The 17,783-nt window shown below is 51.3% G+C and carries 19 protein-coding genes and 1 pseudogene; 6 read left to right on the top strand and 14 right to left on the bottom strand.

Annotated elements, in window-relative coordinates:
- Positions 1 to 66: 66 nt before the first annotated feature.
- Together mepM and znuA are read right to left on the bottom strand one after the other, a co-directional pair.
- Positions 67 to 1,386, bottom strand: a complete 1,320-nt coding sequence (gene mepM / locus OGX94_RS14755; RefSeq protein ID WP_003833825.1) for a murein DD-endopeptidase MepM — start codon at positions 1,384 to 1,386, stop codon at positions 67 to 69.
- Between the two features lie 15 nt (positions 1,387 to 1,401).
- A complete protein-coding gene (znuA, locus tag OGX94_RS14750) occupies positions 1,402 to 2,346 on the bottom strand; it encodes a zinc ABC transporter substrate-binding protein ZnuA (RefSeq protein WP_063940898.1) in 945 nt (314 codons plus the stop codon).
- Between the two features lie 78 nt (positions 2,347 to 2,424).
- Here znuA and znuC point away from each other — a divergent pair, with 78 nt between their 5' ends.
- A complete protein-coding gene (gene znuC, locus OGX94_RS14745) occupies positions 2,425 to 3,180 on the top strand; it encodes a zinc ABC transporter ATP-binding protein ZnuC (RefSeq protein WP_003833829.1) in 756 nt (251 codons plus the stop codon).
- Complete coding sequence (znuB, locus tag OGX94_RS14740) at positions 3,177 to 3,962, top strand: zinc ABC transporter permease subunit ZnuB (protein ID WP_003833831.1); 786 nt, start codon at positions 3,177 to 3,179, stop codon at positions 3,960 to 3,962. The genes znuC and znuB overlap by 4 nt, the downstream gene beginning before the upstream one ends.
- Positions 3,963 to 4,040: 78 nt before the next feature.
- On the opposite strand, the gene ruvB is transcribed toward znuB, so the two are convergent.
- The 6 genes from ruvB to aspS all read right to left on the bottom strand — a co-directional run bounded on the left by ruvB (position 4,041) and on the right by aspS (position 9,297).
- Complete coding sequence (gene ruvB, locus OGX94_RS14735) at positions 4,041 to 5,051, bottom strand: Holliday junction branch migration DNA helicase RuvB (protein ID WP_003034872.1); 1,011 nt, start codon at positions 5,049 to 5,051, stop codon at positions 4,041 to 4,043.
- Between the two features lie 8 nt (positions 5,052 to 5,059).
- Positions 5,060 to 5,671, bottom strand: coding sequence for a Holliday junction branch migration protein RuvA (ruvA, locus tag OGX94_RS14730; protein ID WP_003034869.1), 612 nt, complete (start codon positions 5,669 to 5,671; stop codon positions 5,060 to 5,062).
- Positions 5,672 to 5,751: 80 nt separating this feature from the next.
- Positions 5,752 to 6,273: a crossover junction endodeoxyribonuclease RuvC gene (ruvC, locus tag OGX94_RS14725; protein ID WP_003034867.1), complete on the bottom strand. Its 522-nt coding sequence runs from the start codon at positions 6,271 to 6,273 to the stop codon at positions 5,752 to 5,754.
- Between the two features lie 34 nt (positions 6,274 to 6,307).
- Positions 6,308 to 7,051: a YebC/PmpR family DNA-binding transcriptional regulator gene (locus OGX94_RS14720; RefSeq protein ID WP_003833836.1), complete on the bottom strand. Its 744-nt coding sequence runs from the start codon at positions 7,049 to 7,051 to the stop codon at positions 6,308 to 6,310.
- Between the two features lie 28 nt (positions 7,052 to 7,079).
- A complete protein-coding gene (gene nudB, locus OGX94_RS14715; protein WP_003833839.1) occupies positions 7,080 to 7,523 on the bottom strand; it encodes a dihydroneopterin triphosphate diphosphatase in 444 nt (147 codons plus the stop codon).
- Between the two features lies 1 nt (position 7,524).
- The gene (aspS, locus tag OGX94_RS14710) at positions 7,525 to 9,297 is read right to left on the bottom strand and encodes an aspartate--tRNA ligase (protein WP_003833841.1); all 1,773 of its coding nucleotides are present in this window, start codon (positions 9,295 to 9,297) and stop codon (positions 7,525 to 7,527) included.
- A gap of 287 nt (positions 9,298 to 9,584) precedes the next feature.
- Between aspS and OGX94_RS14705 the strand changes: the two genes are divergently transcribed.
- The 3 genes and pseudogenes from OGX94_RS14705 to OGX94_RS14695 all read left to right on the top strand — a co-directional run bounded on the left by OGX94_RS14705 (position 9,585) and on the right by OGX94_RS14695 (position 10,744).
- The gene (locus OGX94_RS14705) at positions 9,585 to 10,151 is read left to right on the top strand and encodes a hydrolase (RefSeq protein ID WP_126957904.1); all 567 of its coding nucleotides are present in this window, start codon (positions 9,585 to 9,587) and stop codon (positions 10,149 to 10,151) included.
- A pseudogene (locus OGX94_RS14700) lies at positions 10,148 to 10,243 on the top strand (hypothetical protein); the annotation flags it as partial. The gene OGX94_RS14705 and the pseudogene OGX94_RS14700, both read left to right, overlap by 4 nt.
- 261 nt (positions 10,244 to 10,504) lie before the next feature.
- Positions 10,505 to 10,744, top strand: a complete 240-nt coding sequence (locus tag OGX94_RS14695) for a DinI family protein (protein ID WP_000497460.1) — start codon at positions 10,505 to 10,507, stop codon at positions 10,742 to 10,744.
- Between the two features lie 85 nt (positions 10,745 to 10,829).
- On the opposite strand, the gene OGX94_RS14690 is transcribed toward OGX94_RS14695, so the two are convergent.
- A complete protein-coding gene (locus OGX94_RS14690) occupies positions 10,830 to 11,240 on the bottom strand; it encodes a hemerythrin domain-containing protein (RefSeq protein WP_275397587.1) in 411 nt (136 codons plus the stop codon).
- Positions 11,241 to 11,431: 191 nt separating this feature from the next.
- Positions 11,432 to 11,764, bottom strand: a complete 333-nt coding sequence (locus OGX94_RS14685; protein ID WP_048216169.1) for a hypothetical protein — start codon at positions 11,762 to 11,764, stop codon at positions 11,432 to 11,434.
- Positions 11,765 to 11,842: 78 nt separating this feature from the next.
- On the opposite strand from OGX94_RS14685, the gene OGX94_RS14680 reads away from it, so the two are divergent.
- Positions 11,843 to 12,082: a DinI family protein gene (locus OGX94_RS14680; RefSeq protein WP_286547859.1), complete on the top strand. Its 240-nt coding sequence runs from the start codon at positions 11,843 to 11,845 to the stop codon at positions 12,080 to 12,082.
- 144 nt (positions 12,083 to 12,226) lie between these two features.
- Here OGX94_RS14680 and OGX94_RS14675 read toward each other — a convergent pair whose 3' ends face one another.
- Genes OGX94_RS14675 through OGX94_RS14660 form a run of 4 tightly spaced genes read right to left on the bottom strand, consistent with a single transcriptional unit; the run spans position 12,227 to position 17,736 of the window.
- Positions 12,227 to 13,510: a phage tail fiber protein gene (locus tag OGX94_RS14675; protein WP_286569480.1), complete on the bottom strand. Its 1,284-nt coding sequence runs from the start codon at positions 13,508 to 13,510 to the stop codon at positions 12,227 to 12,229.
- A 59-nt stretch (positions 13,511 to 13,569) separates the two neighbouring features.
- Positions 13,570 to 14,250: a hypothetical protein gene (locus tag OGX94_RS14670; RefSeq protein ID WP_286569478.1), complete on the bottom strand. Its 681-nt coding sequence runs from the start codon at positions 14,248 to 14,250 to the stop codon at positions 13,570 to 13,572.
- On the bottom strand, positions 14,250 to 14,570 hold the full coding sequence (locus tag OGX94_RS14665) for a hypothetical protein (RefSeq protein ID WP_286569476.1): 321 nt from the start codon (positions 14,568 to 14,570) through the stop codon (positions 14,250 to 14,252). The genes OGX94_RS14670 and OGX94_RS14665 overlap by 1 nt, the downstream gene beginning before the upstream one ends.
- On the bottom strand, positions 14,563 to 17,736 hold the full coding sequence (locus OGX94_RS14660) for a TipJ family phage tail tip protein (protein ID WP_286569475.1): 3,174 nt from the start codon (positions 17,734 to 17,736) through the stop codon (positions 14,563 to 14,565). Before OGX94_RS14660 ends, OGX94_RS14665 begins: the two co-directional genes overlap by 8 nt.
- Between the last annotated feature and the right edge of the window lie 47 nt (positions 17,737 to 17,783).

Here is a 17,783-nt window from a genome sequence, read left to right as displayed (position 1 = left end):
CACGATGCGCCGTACAAAATAAAAAAAGCCGGCACGCATCGCGTACCGGCTTTATCAGTGTGCTAATTAATCAAAACGTAGCTGAGGCATAACTTCTTTCACCTGCGCCAGATAATCGGTGCGATCCGAGCCGGTCAGACCTTCTGTACGCGGCAGTTTCGCCGTCAGAGGGTTCACGGCCTGCTGGTTGATCCACACTTCGTAGTGCAGGTGCGGACCGGTTGAACGCCCGGTGTTACCTGACAGCGCGATACGATCGCCACGTTTCACTTTTTGACCTGGTTTCACCAATAGCTTACGCAGGTGCATATAACGGGTGGTGTAGGTGCGACCATGACGTACCGCAACATAGTATCCGGCAGCGCCGCTACGCTTCGCTACGACCACTTCACCATCGCCTACCGACAGTACTGGCGTCCCCTGCGGCATCGCAAAGTCGACACCTTTGTGCGGCGCTACGCGTCCAGTCACCGGATTCAGGCGACGCGGGTTAAAGTTCGAGGAGATACGGAACTGTTTCGCCGTCGGGAAACGCATGAAGCCTTTCGCCAGCCCGGTACCGTTACGGTCATAGAACTTACCGTCTTCAGCACGGATGGCGTAATAGTCTTTGCCTTCAGAACGTAAACGCACGCCCAGCAGCTGGCTTTGCTCGCGCTTACCGTCCAGCATTTCGCGAGACATCAGCACTGAGAACTCATCGCCTTTTTTCAGTTTGCGGAAATCCATCTGCCACTGCATGGCCTTAATCACCGCGCTGATTTCAGAGCTGGTCAGTCCGGCCTCTTTGGCGCTGGCGACAAAGCTTCCGCCCACCGTGCCTTTGATACGGCTGTTAACCCAATCGCCCTGCTGCATTTCGCTGCTCATTTTGAAACCTGTCGCAGTGCGATCGTAAGTGCGGGTTTCACGGCGGGACACTTCCCAGGTCAGGCGCTGCAGGTCACCTTCCGCGCTTAACGTCCAGGATAACTGTTGACCAATTTTCAGATTGCGCAGTTCTTTATCGGAAGCAGCGAGCTGACTGATGTCGCCCATATCGATGCCGTACTGATTAAGAATACTGCTCAGCGTATCGCCTGTGGAGACGACATACTCATGCACGCCGGCTTCACCAGACGTTTTGTCATCCAGTTCATCCTGCGGAATGGCTTCGTCTTCCTGCGCGGCCTGATCGATAGGTTCACTGGCCTCAGGCAACAGCGAACGAATCTCGCTTTTTTCCAGCTCGATAGTTTTAACGATGGGTGCAGAATCGGGGTGGTAAACATAAGGCCGCCAGACGGCGACGGCCAATGTCAGTACGGTAAGCGACCCCAGCATAACGCGATGGGGTCGCGGCAGATTATTAAATGCCAGAGCGACAGAGCGGGCTATCTGTTGCACGTATTCACTTCCTCATTAATCTCCTTTCAGGCAGCTCGCATACTGGTTGGCTAATTGGTTCAAAAACGCTGAATAGCTTGTTTTACCCAGTTTGATATTCGTTCCGAGCGGATCCAGCGTTCCCATTCGAACGGATGTCCCTCTCGCGACGGCTTCAACGACCGCTGGCCTGAACTGTGGCTCAGCAAAAACGCAGGTTGCTTTTTGCTCAACCAACTGTGTTCTTATTTCATGTAAACGCTGCGCACCAGGTTGAATCTCAGGGTTCACGGTAAAGTGACCAAGCGGTGTTAGTCCGTAGTGTTTTTCGTAGTAGCCATAGGCGTCATGAAAAACGAAATAACCTTTTCCCTTGAGCGGTGCGAGCTCGTTACCTACCTGCTTATCGGTTGCGGCTAATTGTGCCTCAAAATCCTTCAGGTTGGCGTCAAGTTTGGCTCGACTTTGCGGCATAAGTTCCACTAATTTTTCATGGATTGCAACCGCTGAGGCCCGCGCTATCTCTGGGGAAAGCCAAAGATGCATGTTGTAATCGCCATGATGGTGATGCTCGTCACTTTTTTCACTGCCAGCATCATCGTGTCCATGATCGTCATCGTCGTCATCGGCACCTTTCATGAGTAACGGTTTCACGTCATTGAGCTGCGCAATCGTTACCTGTTTCGCGTTAGGAATATTCTTGACTGACTTCTCCATAAACGCTTCCATCTCAGGTCCAATCCAAACAACTAAGTCCGCGCCCTGTAAGCGTTTTACGTCTGATGGACGCAGTGAATAGTCATGTTCGGAAGCCCCATCAGGCAACAGAACCTCAGTGTCTGTTACCCCGTCTGCAATAGCTGAAGCAATAAACCCCAGCGGCTTGAGCGAGGCCACCACAGCGGCATTTGCTGCCTGTGTTGCACTACCCCAAAGAGCAGCGGATAATGCTGCGAAAAGAAGCGTATTTTTATGTAACATAATGCGACCAATCATCGTAATGAATACAAGAAATGTGATATTATAACATTCTATAACTTCTGCAAGACTAAAATTGATATGACGACTTTGGTTTCACTGGAAAATGTCTCGGTCTCTTATGGTCAACGCCGCGTCCTGTCTGACGTATCGCTTGAACTTCGACCCGGTAAAATTTTAACGCTTCTCGGCCCAAATGGCGCCGGGAAGTCTACGCTGGTGCGCGTTGTATTAGGGCTGGTAGCGGCTGATGAGGGCGTAATCAAGCGTAATGGTCAATTGCGGATTGGCTATGTACCGCAAAAACTGTACCTCGATACTACGCTGCCACTGACGGTAAGTCGGTTTATGCGCTTACGTCCCGGCACCAAAAAAGAGGATATCCTTCCGGCACTGAAGCGCGTTCAGGCCGGGCATCTGATGGATGCGCCGATGCAAAAGCTCTCTGGCGGGGAAACGCAACGCGTCCTGTTGGCCCGTGCTTTATTGAATAAACCTCAGCTACTGGTGCTCGATGAACCAACCCAGGGCGTGGATGTCAATGGGCAGGTCGCACTGTACGACCTTATCGACCAGTTGCGACGTGAACTGGATTGCGCCGTACTGATGGTTTCCCATGACCTGCATCTGGTGATGGCCAAAACCGATGAGGTACTGTGCCTGAACCATCATATTTGCTGTTCCGGTGCGCCGGAAGTGGTTTCTATGCACCCGGAATTCATCTCAATGTTCGGGCAACGCGGCGCCGAACAACTCGGAATTTACCGTCATAATCACAATCACCGCCACGATTTACAGGGTCGTATCGTCTTACGCCGGGGAAATGGTCACTCATGATTGAATTGTTATTACCCGGTTGGTTAGCCGGGATCATGCTGGCCTGTGCCGCTGGCCCACTCGGCTCGTTTGTAGTCTGGCGTCGAATGTCTTATTTCGGTGATACGCTGGCCCACGCTTCGCTGCTGGGGGTCGCCTTTGGCCTGCTGCTGGATGTAAACCCTTTCTATGCGGTTATCGCCGTCACCCTGTTGCTGGCTGGCGGTCTGGTATGGCTGGAGAAGCGCCCTCACCTTGCGATCGATACCTTGCTGGGTATTATGGCGCACAGCGCATTGTCATTGGGGCTGGTTGTTGTCAGCCTGATGTCCAACATCCGTGTAGATCTGATGGCTTACCTGTTTGGTGATTTGCTCGCCGTGACGCCAGAAGATCTTATCTCCATCGCCATCGGCGTGGTTATTGTTCTGGCGATTCTGTTCTGGCAGTGGCGTAACCTGCTGTCGATGACCATCAGTCCTGATCTGGCATTTGTCGATGGTGTGAAGCTGCAACGCGTGAAGCTGCTGCTGATGCTGGTTACGGCGTTAACGATTGGTGTGGCGATGAAGTTTGTCGGGGCGCTGATTATCACCTCACTGCTTATCATCCCTGCGGCGACCGCCCGTCGCTTTGCCCGTACGCCGGAGCAGATGGCAGGGGTTGCCGTTGGAGTGGGAATGATAGCGGTTACAGGCGGGCTGACCTTCTCGGCCTTCTATGACACCCCGGCAGGTCCTTCCGTGGTGCTGTGCGCCGCGCTGCTGTTTATTTTCAGCATGATGAAAAAGCAGGCGAACTAAGCATGCGTTGCCCGGTGGCGCTGCGCTTACCGGGCCTACAAAATCGCCCAGGCCTGATGAGCGTCACGACATCAGGCACTAAGGCATCTGTGGCGGTGTAATGCCAAAATGGTTCCAGGCGCGCACGGTTGCCATACGTCCACGCGGCGTACGCTGCAGAAAACCTTGCTGAATCAGATACGGCTCCAGCACGTCCTCAATGGTTTCACGCTCTTCCCCAATCGCCGCTGCCAGGTTATCCAGTCCTACCGGTCCGCCAAAGAATTTATCGATAACCGCCAGCAGCAGCTTACGGTCCATATAATCGAATCCTTCCGCATCCACATTGAGCATATCCAGCGCCTGGGCGGCAATATCAGCCGAAATCGTGCCGTCATGCTTCACTTCAGCGAAATCACGTACCCGGCGTAATAAACGGTTGGCGATACGCGGCGTACCGCGGGCGCGGCGTGCCACTTCCAGCGCGCCTTCATCGCTCATTTCCAGGCCCATAAAGCGTGCGCTACGCCCAACAATGTGCTGCAGGTCTGCCACCTGATAGAACTCCAGGCGCTGCACAATACCAAAACGGTCACGCAGCGGAGAGGTTAACGACCCGGCGCGCGTCGTCGCCCCGATTAGCGTGAACGGCGGCAGATCGATCTTAATCGAACGGGCAGCCGGCCCTTCACCAATCATGATATCCAGCTGATAATCTTCCATCGCCGGATACAGCACCTCTTCCACCACTGGTGACAGACGATGAATTTCATCGATAAACAGCACATCGTGGGGTTCAAGGTTGGTAAGCATTGCCGCCAGGTCACCCGCTTTTTCCAGTACCGGACCGGACGTGGTGCGCAGGTTAACACCCATTTCATTAGCGACAATATTGGCAAGCGTAGTTTTACCCAGACCAGGAGGACCGAAAATCAGCAGGTGATCGAGAGCGTCACCGCGCAGCTTCGCCGCCTGGATAAAAATCTCCATTTGCGAACGGACCTGAGGCTGGCCAATATACTCTTCCAGCAATTTTGGGCGAATCGCACGATCCACCAGATCTTCAGGGGTAGTGCTGACAGCCGAAATCAGGCGATCTGCTTCAATCATCCGTTACCTCACAATGCCGCGCGAAGCGCTTCACGAATCAGGGTTTCACTGCTGGCATCAGGGCGGGCAATTTTGCTCACCATGCGGCTGGCTTCCTGTGGTTTATAGCCCAACGCCACCAGCGCAGCAACCGCTTCCTGCTCGGCGTCGTCCGTTGTCGGACTTGCCGGAGACGTCAGGACCAGATCCGCTGCTGGCGTAAAGAGATCACCATGTAAACCTTTAAAGCGGTCTTTCATTTCTACAATCAGGCGTTCTGCGGTTTTTTTACCAATACCCGGTAATTTCACCAGCGCGCCCAGCTCTTCGCGCTCCACGGCATTAACGAACTGCTGAGCAGACATACCGGAGAGGATCGCCAGCGCCAGCTTCGGTCCCACGCCATTGGTTTTGATTAACTCTTTAAACAGCGTGCGCTCTTGCTTGTTGTTAAAGCCATACAATAGCTGAGCATCTTCTCGCACCACAAAATGGGTGAAAATAATCGCTTCTTGCCCGGCTTCCGGCAACTCGTAGAAACAGGTCATCGGCATATGCACTTCATAGCCTACCCCGCCCGTTTCCAGAAGGACCAGCGGGGGTTGTTTTTCAATAATGATGCCTCTGAGTCTGCCTATCACGTGACGCTCCTGCGTTAAGGGCTAAAAGGTAATGCGCTATCATAAAAAAAGGCTGGATAGATATCCAGCCTCATTTGTCACTAACGTAATCGACCTCGCGCCAAATTCAGCCTCGACTCGCTCATTTGCATGGCGTTCTGACTGACATGGCAGTGGGTAATGGCAATCGCCAGTGCATCCGCAGCATCCGCTTGCGGATTCGCCGGGAGTTTTAGCAGCGTGCGTACCATATGCTGGACCTGGCTTTTTTCCGCGCTACCGATCCCCACCACGGTCTGTTTTACCTGGCGGGCCGCGTATTCAAAGACCGGTAGATCCTGATTGGTCGCCGCAACGATTGCCACGCCGCGAGCCTGTCCCAGCTTTAGCGCCGAGTCGGCGTTCTTCGCCATAAAAACCTGCTCAATGGCAAAATAGTCCGGCTGAAACTGGGTGATGATTTCCGTCACGCCCGCGTAAATCAACTTCAGACGTGACGGTAGATCGTCGACTTTGGTGCGAATGCAGCCGCTGCCGAGGTAGGTCAGCTGCCTGCCGACCTGACGAATAACACCATAACCGGTGATGCGCGACCCCGGGTCAATGCCGAGAATAATAGACATCACGCATCTCCTGTTATTTTATGGCTTAACCACATCATTCTAAGGTGGCAGCAACCTCATCGGAGATTTCACCGTTGTGGTAAACTTCCTGCACGTCGTCGCAGTCTTCTAGCATATCGATCAGACGCATCAGCTTCGGCGCTGTTTCTGCATCCATATCCGCTTTGGTGGATGGGATCATAGACACTTCAGCTGCGTCCGCTTTCAGACCAGCCGCTTCCAGCGCGTCACGTACTTTGCCCATCTCTTCCCACGCGGTGTAAACGTCAATTGCGCCGTCGTCGAAGGTCACAACGTCTTCAGCACCTGCTTCCAGCGCCGCTTCCATGATGGCGTCTTCGTCGCCCTGTTCAAAGGAGATTACGCCTTTTTTGCTGAACAGATAAGCCACGGAACCGTCGGTACCGAGGTTACCACCCGTTTTCGTGAACGCGTGACGCACTTCCGCAACGGTACGGTTACGGTTGTCAGACAGACATTCAATCATAACGGCTGTACCGCCAGGACCGTAACCTTCATAGATGATGGTTTCCATGTTGGAATCTTCATCACCACCCACACCGCGCGCGATTGCACGGTTCAGGGTGTCACGGGTCATGTTGTTAGCCAGCGCTTTATCAACCGCTGCACGCAGACGCGGGTTAGCATCCGGATCGCCGCCGCCCAGTTTAGCCGCCGTCACCAGCTCACGAATTATTTTGGTGAAAATTTTACCGCGTTTAGCATCCTGCGCTGCTTTACGGTGTCTGGTGTTGGCCCATTTACTATGACCTGCCATAAATAATATCTCCAAAAAGCGCGCCTTTTCAGGCGACGTTAATTACAAACTCTTCAATCGCCTGCCGGTTACTCCACGACTTAGTTAATTGGGCGGCTTCAACCGCATTAACCCAACGATAGGTCAGATGTTCGGTGAACACGATCTTTCGTTCTGAGGGAAGTGCCAGGCAAAACCAGGATTCAGTATTACGTTCAATTCCCGGTGCATAGCGATGACGTAAATGGCTAAAAATCTCAAACTCCACCGTGCGCTGACAGTCAATTAAGGTCAGTTGCTCAGATGCAACATCAATGGCGACCTCTTCCTTTACTTCGCGCATAGCGGCTTGCGACGCGGTTTCACCTTCTTCAAGGCTGCCGGTGACCGACTGCCAGAAATCAGGATCGTCGCGTCGCTGTAACATCAGCACTCTCCCGGTGTCCTTTGCATAAATCACGACTAACACCGAGACAGGCTGTTTATATGTCATATCAGTTATTCTCGGCCTTCTTAACAACCTGAATGCTCAGTTCCGCCAGCGCAGCTGCGTTGGCAAAGCTTGGCGCTTCAGTCATCAGACACGCTGCAGCCGTGGTTTTCGGGAAAGCAATAACGTCACGAATGTTGTCAGTACCGGTCAACAGCATAGTCAGACGGTCCAGACCAAACGCCAGGCCCGCATGCGGCGGTGTACCATATTTTAGCGCATCCAGCAGGAAGCCGAATTTCTCACGCTGCTCTTGCTCGTTAATGCCCAGAATACCGAATACGGTTTGCTGCATGTCGCCGTTGTGAATACGCACGGAACCGCCGCCTACTTCGTAACCGTTGATGACCATATCGTATGCGTTGGCAACCGCGTCTTCCGGCGCTGCTTTCAGCTCAGCGGCCGTCATATCTTTCGGCGCGGTGAACGGGTGATGCATTGCGGTCAGTCCGCCTTCACCATCGTCTTCAAACATTGGGAAGTCGATAACCCACAGCGGCGCCCATTTGGCTTCGTCGGTGATGTTCAGGTCTTTACCCAGTTTCAGACGCAGCGCGCCCATCGCGTCGGCAACCACTTTCTTGTTGTCGGCACCGAAGAAAATCATGTCGCCGTCTTGCGCACCGGTACGTGCCAGAATCGCTTCCACGATTTCTGCGTTCAGGAACTTAGCAACCGGACTGGTGATACCTTCCAGACCTTTCGCACGTTCGGTGACTTTGATGTAAGCCAGACCTTTCGCGCCGTAAATCTTGATAAAGTTACCGTAATCGTCAATTTGCTTACGGCTCAGTGCAGCACCGCCCGGTACACGCAGAGCAGCTACGCGGCCTTTCGCATCGTTTGCCGGACCAGAGAACACTGCAAACTCAACGTCTTTCACCAGATCGGCAACGTCCACCAGCTCCATCGGGTTACGCAGGTCTGGTTTATCGGAACCGTAGCGACGCTCAGCTTCGGCAAAGGTCATGATCGGGAAATCACCCAGATCCACGCCTTTAACTTCCAGCCACAGGTTACGTACCAGCGCTTCCATCACTTCACGCACCTGCGGTGCGGTCATGAAGGAAGTCTCAACGTCGATCTGGGTAAATTCAGGCTGACGGTCAGCTCGTAAGTCTTCATCACGGAAGCATTTTACGATCTGATAGTAGCGGTCAAAGCCAGACATCATCAGCAGCTGTTTAAACAACTGAGGTGATTGCGGCAGCGCGTAGAATTTACCTTTATGTACGCGAGAAGGTACCAGGTAATCGCGCGCGCCTTCCGGCGTTGCTTTGGTCAGCATCGGTGTTTCGATGTCGAGGAAGCCGTGGTCGTCCATAAAACGACGCACCAGGCTGGTGATTTTAGCACGCGTTTTCAGGCGCTGCGCCATTTCAGGGCGACGCAGATCTAAATAGCGATACTTCAGTCGCGCTTCTTCGGTGTTGACGTGGTTAGAGTCCAACGGCAGCGAGTCTGAACGGTTGATGATGGTCAGATCGGAGGCCAGTACTTCAATTTCGCCCGTCGCCATATCGGCGTTGACGTTTTTCGCGTCACGCGCACGCACAGTGCCCGTAACCTGGATGCAGAACTCATTACGCAGTTCGGAGGCCAGCTTTAACGCGTCCGCACGGTCCGGATCGAAAAATACCTGCACGATACCTTCGCGGTCGCGCATATCGATAAAGATCAGGCTACCAAGATCACGACGACGGTTGACCCAACCACACAGAGTCACCTGCTGCCCCTCGTGGGACAGACGTAGCTGTCCGCAATATTCTGTACGCATGAGATATCCCTTAACTTTGCCGCAGGCGGATTGTCACCTGTCTCGCAGATGACGAAGTCGCAGCTTTAGCTGAATGTCACAACTGAATGAAAAAAGGCGGCTATTATACTGGAAATTCTGCCGCACGATAAGAGCCTACTGGGATAGACTCTCAGTCCGGTACTGACTGTACGCCTGTTTCCTGGACGGGCATTGCGTAATCTCACAAAAAATAACAAAAATTGTCGCCCCTTTCACACTGATTCGCGATTAAGGTGTAACGGAATTCTTTTATTACTGGAGTGACCATGCTGGAATTGAACGCTAAAACAACCGCCCTTGTCGTGATTGATTTACAGGAAGGGATCCTGCCTTTCGCTGGCGGACCTCATACGGCACAGGATGTGGTTACCCGCGCCGCGCAGTTGGCGGAAAAATTCCGTGCCCACGGTTCCCCGGTGGTAATGGTGCGCGTTGGCTGGTCTGACGATTACGCCGAAACGCTGAAACAACCGGTAGATGCTCATACTCCGGCAAAAGCGTTGCCCGAAAACTGGTGGCATTACCCGGCTGCTTTGGGGAAATGCGCCAGCGATATCGAAGTGACTAAACGCCAGTGGGGAGCCTTCTATGGCACCGATCTGGAATTGCAGCTGCGTCGCCGGGGCATCGATACCATCGTCCTGTGCGGCATCTCTACTAACATTGGCGTGGAGTCAACGGCGAGAAATGCGTGGGAGCTGGGTTTCAGTCTGATCATTGCAGAGGATGCCTGTAGCGCCGCCAGTGCTGAACAACACCAGGGCAGCATGACTCACATTTTCCCGCGCATTGCGCGCGTTCGCAGCGTGGAGGAGATTCTGCAAGCGCTATGATCTATATCGGTTTACCCCAGTGGTCGCATCCAAAATGGGTGCGTCTAGGGATCACCAGCCTTGAAGAATATGCCCGCCACTTTAACTGCGTGACGCGGTAATTTTTAAAATCACTAAAGAACGCCCAAGAGCATGTGTTTTCTTTAGGTTAATCAGTGCATTATAAGACGCCTCCATATGAAATTCGGTTAAGTTCATATGAGTTAAAATGTCCCAACCATGCCCCAAGACTGGCATTTATGCCCCATACATGCCCCAAAAACCTTCCTTAAAAAGCTACGTGCCCAACCGTTGACGCTGTATAAATAAACAGTATAAATTGCGTGCAAAATCATTGTTGCTTTGGAGGCGGTATGTTCGTTGAGTTGGTGTACGACAAACGGAATGTTGAAGGATTAACAGGTGCCAGAGAAATAATTCTGAATGAGTTAACAAAGCGAGTGCACCGGATCTTTCCGGATGCAGAAGTGAAGGTTAAGCCGATGCAGGCGAACGGCTTAAACAGCGATGCCAGCAAAAGCGATCGGGAGAAGCTGAACCGCATGCTGGAGGAAATGTTTGAAGAATCCGATATGTGGTTAGTTTCGGAGTAGTGCCAGCTTTTACCAAGTCCTTTTCATACCTTTCTGGATACGGGAAACCAAATTCCCGTATTGGATGAACCATTGCCGCCCTTTTTTAAAGCTGCTCTACCAGCGGATAAAAATTATGATCCTCGCGCTGCATTCGTTCATGCACCTTGCGCAACACTACATTCGCGTCGCGGCGAAATGCCTCGTCACAATTGATAAGCTTATTTGCCGTATTCCAGCGACGGGAAAACTTTTCATACTCGGCAACAATATCAGCCATCTCGCGCTGAAAATTTACGCTCATTGTTTTTAGCTTTTGATCGTTCACCTTTTCCAGATAAGGATATAAAAACTGATCTTCGGCAGAAAGGTGTACTTTAATCACAGAACTCATACTGATAACGGTTTGAGCGATTTCTTGCGCATGAGCCGTCACACCCGCCCGGCTAAGCTCCCTGAGGCGGCTAATTTTATGGATAATCTCGGCATGATGGATCTTCATTTTATCAATATTCACTGGGGAATCCCTTAATGAGCTTTGCAATTTATAACATATATATTAAATGCATCTTTAAAAATAAGCAATCTGAGTTGTTTTTATTAAATTTTATAAATTTACGTTATGTAAATACATAATAAACAAAATTTGAATGCAAATATAAAGAGATCTATTGCCAATCTTCGGAATTTTTCTATCGTACATATGTCTCAAAACTGCGCCAATGCCGCCTCAAGAGATATCGCAGCATCAGTGCTGTTGATAAAGTGCGTCACCCGCCTCATAACCTCAGCCTCTTCAGCTGCATCACCTTCGATCGCTTCGCCGTCATCCGTGATTAACGCTTTCCCCCTAAGCTTCGCAAACTGCGTCCGACCTCCGGACAGAATCAACAGCGCATCACCCTGCTGTGGGCGCGTGACCGGGACGATGAGCGCATAACCCGCCGACGTCTCGAGGATGCGACTGTCGGGAGTCATGCAGACACTGGCTGGCGTAACCCGCTGCTCTATATAGTCGGTAGCTGGTGAAGGAAAGCCCATGTTTACGCCCTCTCTTGAATACTGGATAAAAACACAGTATAAATACTGTATACCCATCCAGTAAAGGAGCAATGAGCAATGTTCGTGGAACTCGTTTATGACAAAAGGAATTTTGATGGTCTGCCTGGTGCGAAAGATATCATCCTGGGCGAATTGAGTAAGAGGGTTCACCGGATTTTCCCCGACGCTGATGTTCGGGTTAAACCGATGATGACACTGCCGGCGATCAACACTGACGCCAGCAAGCATGAGAAGGAACAGATAAGCCGTACTGTCCAGGAAATGTTTGAAGAAGCTGATATGTGGTTGTTTTCTTAGTTCTAGACAATTCGCCAGATTAGTTTTTTAACGTGGTCAGGCAGTCACAGAATTCCCTGACTGCCATAACATTACTTATTTATCCCCACAGTAAATTTTTATAAAATGTGCATAGTGCATCATCTTTTTTTCTCGGGTACGTTTTTACGAACCTGTATCCTTTACTGCTTCCATTGCTTCTTTCTGACGCTGATTCCAGATACTGCTGTCCGGCATTTCCAGGCGTAAATCTATCCAGCGACCGTCCGGGATATCCATTTCATCCCCTGCAACGATCATCGCACTATCAATATCGAAACGACGTTTGAAAACACGAACAGTGATTGTTCCATTTTCTGATATTTGTGTGTTAACAAAACACAGTCGATTACCATTTTCATCCCGAGGAACTTCCAGGGTCCATCCTTCGCTACACAGTCCAACGGCTCCGCGAACTTCATAGACACCAGTCGATATTTTTTCAGCTATCACCCCTTCTGCCTCACAGTTCGTACCGGCATATCCTGACAGCTTAAATTCCTCCAAAAAGCTGGTTGGCATAATCTCTGGATTGTTTGTAAGCCTGACAACAGGAGAAGCTTTCTTAATGAAACCATTCGCATCTACTGTTGTTGTAAGATTATCAAGCAGAATCCTTGTTGTAGATACCCCAGCTGAACCATATCCTGACATTATACGAATACCACGGGCCAGATAATGCACACTCATCAGGAACCAGGTGTCATTTGCTCCCACCCATAAAGTCGGAGCATTCGCTGGAATTTCATAAAAATCCCCTGTCATTTGCCCACTATTTTGAACTGTGGCAAGACTGAAACCGCGCATTTTTGAAACTAAATTATCTATAACCGTTTCATTTGTTGCGTTGTATTCTGCAATTGGGAACCCGTTTTTAAGTCCGATTCCTGCACGAGCACCCGCTTCGGTCTTTGCCCCAGTGCCACCCTGAGCCAGAGACAGCGCTGTAGTGAGTCCGCTTAGCGAGGTAATGTCATTGTTTGCACCTTTTGCCGCCTTGCCTGAAAGTGATGTGGTAATGCTATTCCAGGATGGGCCGGTCCATGTCGTTCCATCCGGCAAAGTTACCGTTACATTGCCGCTCCCAGAAAAAATGCGTTGCCAGTTCTGCTTGTCGTAATTCAGTCCGCGCAGCGCTTCAGTGTTCTGAACCACCATTGCGGCGGTAACCATATTCAGCGCCACACGGGGAACGGCAGACCAGGCCGCACCTGATTGTGTTGGTCCAGTAAAGTTACTAACCAGCGTCAACGCGGCATCACTTTCCACTGATTTAACCGGGAGCGTATAGGGAATGCCGCCGACCGTAGCGACAATAAAATCACCGGCTGCCAGTTCTGTGGTAAATGTGGTTCCGCTGCCGGAAACAGCAGCAGAGTTATTCGTCAGGGTGAGTGTTCCTGCGGACATAATGACTCCGGATATTATTCGATAGAATGAATTGATATTTTGTGAGGACGAAACTGAGGCTATAGATAATTCGATACATCAAGAACAATTGCTGCCCTTGCGTTATTGCTGTAACCAGCCTGAACCCAACCGCTTCCACCTGTAAAAATATATGCCTGGCTGTTCACTCTGGTGGTGTTCCCATTGAAATACGCTGAGAACCCGTTGGGTATCTGCACAATGTTCCCCGCCACGGTATTCCTCCAGTGAATAACGCCTGTCATTTGCGGGATTACGGCAAACCGTCCGTTCAGCGTTTTATCCAGCGTTATCCCGGAATCCGTATCTGAGGCCGGATTACCCAAAGTCTGAACGTCCGTGAGTACCTTCATCTCATTAGTGAAAACCAAATCCCCGGCAGCATTCCAGGATGCAAAACCGTAATCAGGAAGTGTGGGAGTAAACTCAGTAAACAAAAAAACAGACAAAGTGAACGATGCGGCCAGGATATTGATTGCAGTCACAACCAGATTATTATTTGCATCAACAGATGCCTTCAGGGCACATGGCTGCGTCGTATAGGCAAACGGAATCACAGCCCCCCAGTTATTTGGCCTCGGCAGCGTTACTGTTGCACTACTGTTACCTGAACTCAGTTTTATAGAGTTAGCAGAACCTTTTGAGTAAAGCGATATGGGAACAGACTGTGGTGTAATAAAAGGATTGCCTGCATCATTAACTATCATTATCCCGTAATCCATCAGACTTTCTCCAGAAATACAACTACCTGGGTTTTGTCTGCCACATATACGTTAGTGCCGATGGAATTATCACCTGCACTACCGATAACGACAGCATTGCCACTCACGCTGATTGTTCTTCGCCCGGCCTGATAATTATCAAATGACGGAGAAAGGCCAACCATAAAGCCTAATTTGAATCCGGCAGGTACGGTAAATGAATATGTCCCTGATTTCTGACCATCATTCATATCTATTTTCCCAACCAGGCTTATGGGCTTAACTCCGTAGTTATTTGGGGCGCCACTGGCATCCCATGAAGCAAAACCATAATCAGACATTAGGCGCTACCCCTGTAAGCTTACCTACCTGCACAAGCAACCGTCCTGTTGGCCCGGTAAAAGACAGGTTATTGTCAGATTTCGATAAACACCACCCTCCCTGGCTGGCAACTTTGTACCCTTCAGACCATACAGAGCCTGAAATTTTGGCATTCGTAATGGCAGCATCCTTTATTTTCGCACTGGTAATACTCGCATTCTGAATAAACGCATCGCTGATAAACACCTGACCATTGACCACCGCAAACGGCGAATATTGCGTATCACCGCTGCCACTCATCAGGACGAACTGATTGGCGTTAAATCCGACACGAGTGACTACCGTCTTACCCGTTTCCGCCAGCACCGCAATCGACATTCCGGCGTTATACATCACGCCGTTAATCCGGACTCCGGTTTTGAGGGTGTAAATTGCAGAGGCTCCGGTGGCATCAACCACGGCGGTGAGCTTATCTTCCAGCGCGGCAGTCACATCATTGAACTGTGCCTGCACCTGCGTCGACATTTCAGCCATGGCCTTATCGACCTGCGCAATGGTCGTTTTAACCACCAGAATATCCGCGCGTACTTCACCATACTGCGCCCACTGGTGTTCCACGGTTGCATGGTTGGCCAGCGCATTCTGCAACGCGGCTTCCAGGTTGGTATCAATGTCGCTTGTCAGGCGGTCACCGTCTGCAGACGTCAGGAAGTCATCAGCAATATCGCCCAGGTAGTCGTCAGCATTCGCGTTGGATACACCACGAACCCAGTCGGTCCAGCCTGATTCATTACCCGTTCTGTCAACCAGCTGCGCGCGGTACCAGAACTCCTGTCCCGCCTTCAGTCCCAGTTGGGTGTATTCGGCTGACGGATAAGGCACATCCGACAACAATAGGGGATTTGAGAAATCACTGTTCGCGGTGTACTGAATTTCCGTTTTCAGCGTGTCCCCGGTATTAGCCGGGAATCCCCAGTTCAGACGAATCCCCCAGTTGATCGGCGTTGTCGCAAAGCCGACAGGTTTCGGTGGATTTCCTACCTTGCCCGTCAGCGTTTTCTCTTCGGAGTAGCCCCAGCCAGAGGATATTTCAGAGGCGTTAATGGCGCGCACACGCACGAGGTAGCGCCCTGCATAAATGCCCGGAACATCGAATGACGTGGTGGAGCTGCGCGGCACATTCACCCAGTTACCGTCATTGCGGCGCCACTGTGCCTCATAGGCGATGGCATTCTGCGCCTGGTCCCAGCTCACACGCATGGTTTCGACGCTGATATTCTGCTGCACCACTGAAAACGAGCTGATCACAATGTTAGCCGGCGGCGACTGGTTACCCGGCGGGATCACACTCACCGGCCGCTGGTCAATGATGGCTCCGGTATCGATACGGGCATATTTATCCGGGTCATGCCATGCGCCAGTAATAGAAAAAGTGCCATCATCATTATCGGAGACGCTGACAACTCGATACTGCTGGGCGTAGAGCTCGTCTGACTCAACCACCCATACTGCTTCGGCCTGTGGTGTCTCACTGTATGCCGTGGTGACTGTGACTGATTCCCCATTAATCGCCTGAATAGTCCTGCTCTGTGACGCACCGGAGGGAAGATTGAGAATAAGGCGATCGCCTGCTGCTGCATCAGCTGCGCGGTCAAGTTTAATCACGCGACCGTTAACAGCACTGATGCGGCCGCCCATAACTTTGCCGGACAGAAGCTCGTCTGACACGGCGATGATGTATCCCGGCTGCGGAATGTTTCCGTCCAGGCCAACATCAAACGAAACAACACGATCCTTATTGTTGGTGAGAATACCCCAGCGCCCCTTTCGGTTCGCTTCTGATTGACGGGTGCAACCGATGGCTGTCATTTCCAGCTGATTAAATCCGTACCGGGCCACCAGAGGCTGCTCAAATACCGGCTCCATCGCATCCGCATAGGCGTTATCCGGATCAGACCAGGAAACCAACGCCGTGGTATACCGCGTTTTTGTTGTACTGCTGGAATAGGTAAAGCGTCCGTCGATAACGTTAGCGCGGGTGTAAGCGTAATCCACATCTCTCGGCATATCCGCAAGCGCCACAATCTGATCACCGCCCCAGTACGTCATACCCCGGAATATAGCCGCAAAGTCACGCAGCACAGTGTAAGCGTCATTCCTGTCCTGAACATAGACGTTACAGGTATAGCGTGGCTCTGTCCCGCTTCCACCCTTTCCATCCGGTACCGGCTGATCGCAATACTGCGATACCTGGTACAACGTCCATTTATCGATGTTGGCTGCACTCAGACGATTCCCCAGACCAAAGCGATCGGTAATAACCAGATCGTAAAATATCCACGCCGGGTTATCGGTCCAGGCCCACTTAAACGCCCCTTGCCATGTACCACTGTAAGTCCTCGTTTCAGGATTATAATTATCCGGCACACGGATCACGCGCATTTTTGGTTCGCAGGAAATCTGCGGGATAGAGCCATTGAACTGGCTTGAGTCAAATTCGATGTAAAGCAGAGCGGTATTCGGGTAACGTAATTTGGCGTCAATCACCTCGGTGAAGCTCTGTAGCGTCATCGTATCGCCGATCTTCGCGCTGTTTGCATCAGCGGTAATCTTACGCAATCGGATTGTCCAGGTGCTGCCAGCCTGCGGTAAATCAATACGGTGGCTGCGCTCATAACCAGACGTAGTTTTGCCGGTTACGCTGGTATTAAAAACGGTTTGCCAGGTACCACCATCAGTTTGCAGGTCTATTGCATAATTGATGGAATACCCTACCAGATCGCCGTTGTCCTCCTGCTTAAACAGTGAAGGCCATTTCAGTCGCAGGCGAACGGCTGATAGTTGCGTGTTCGTAAAGGTACGCGTCCAGGCTGTGGCGCTAGATATTTCAGTTCCAACGTTGATTTCGTTTTCGGTGCCGGGAATACCCTGAATGTAATTTTGTGCCTGCGTACCAGCGCGAAATTCCCAAACTACGCCACCAAAGTTTTGGGAGCCGTCGACATTCTCCAGCGGTGTGCCATCGAGGTAGATATCTTTTCCGGTTAAAGCACCGGCATACTCACCTTCCCCCAGCGCCACCAGCAACTTTGCCTTCGCAACAGACTGAAGATCATCCGGTTGTTCCGTCGGTGTTCGGCTTTTAGAACCACCACCTTTTCGCCCTGTGATTTTTTTCGACGCCATATTTCACCCATAAAAAAGCCACCATAAGGTGGCTACTGTTTGAATAT

The sequence above is a fragment of the Citrobacter sp. Cpo037 genome, assembly GCF_030332945.1.
Classification (GTDB): domain Bacteria; phylum Pseudomonadota; class Gammaproteobacteria; order Enterobacterales; family Enterobacteriaceae; genus Citrobacter; species Citrobacter portucalensis.
Note: the sequence above shows the minus strand (reverse complement) of the source record. Positions and strands in the feature narration are given on the sequence as shown.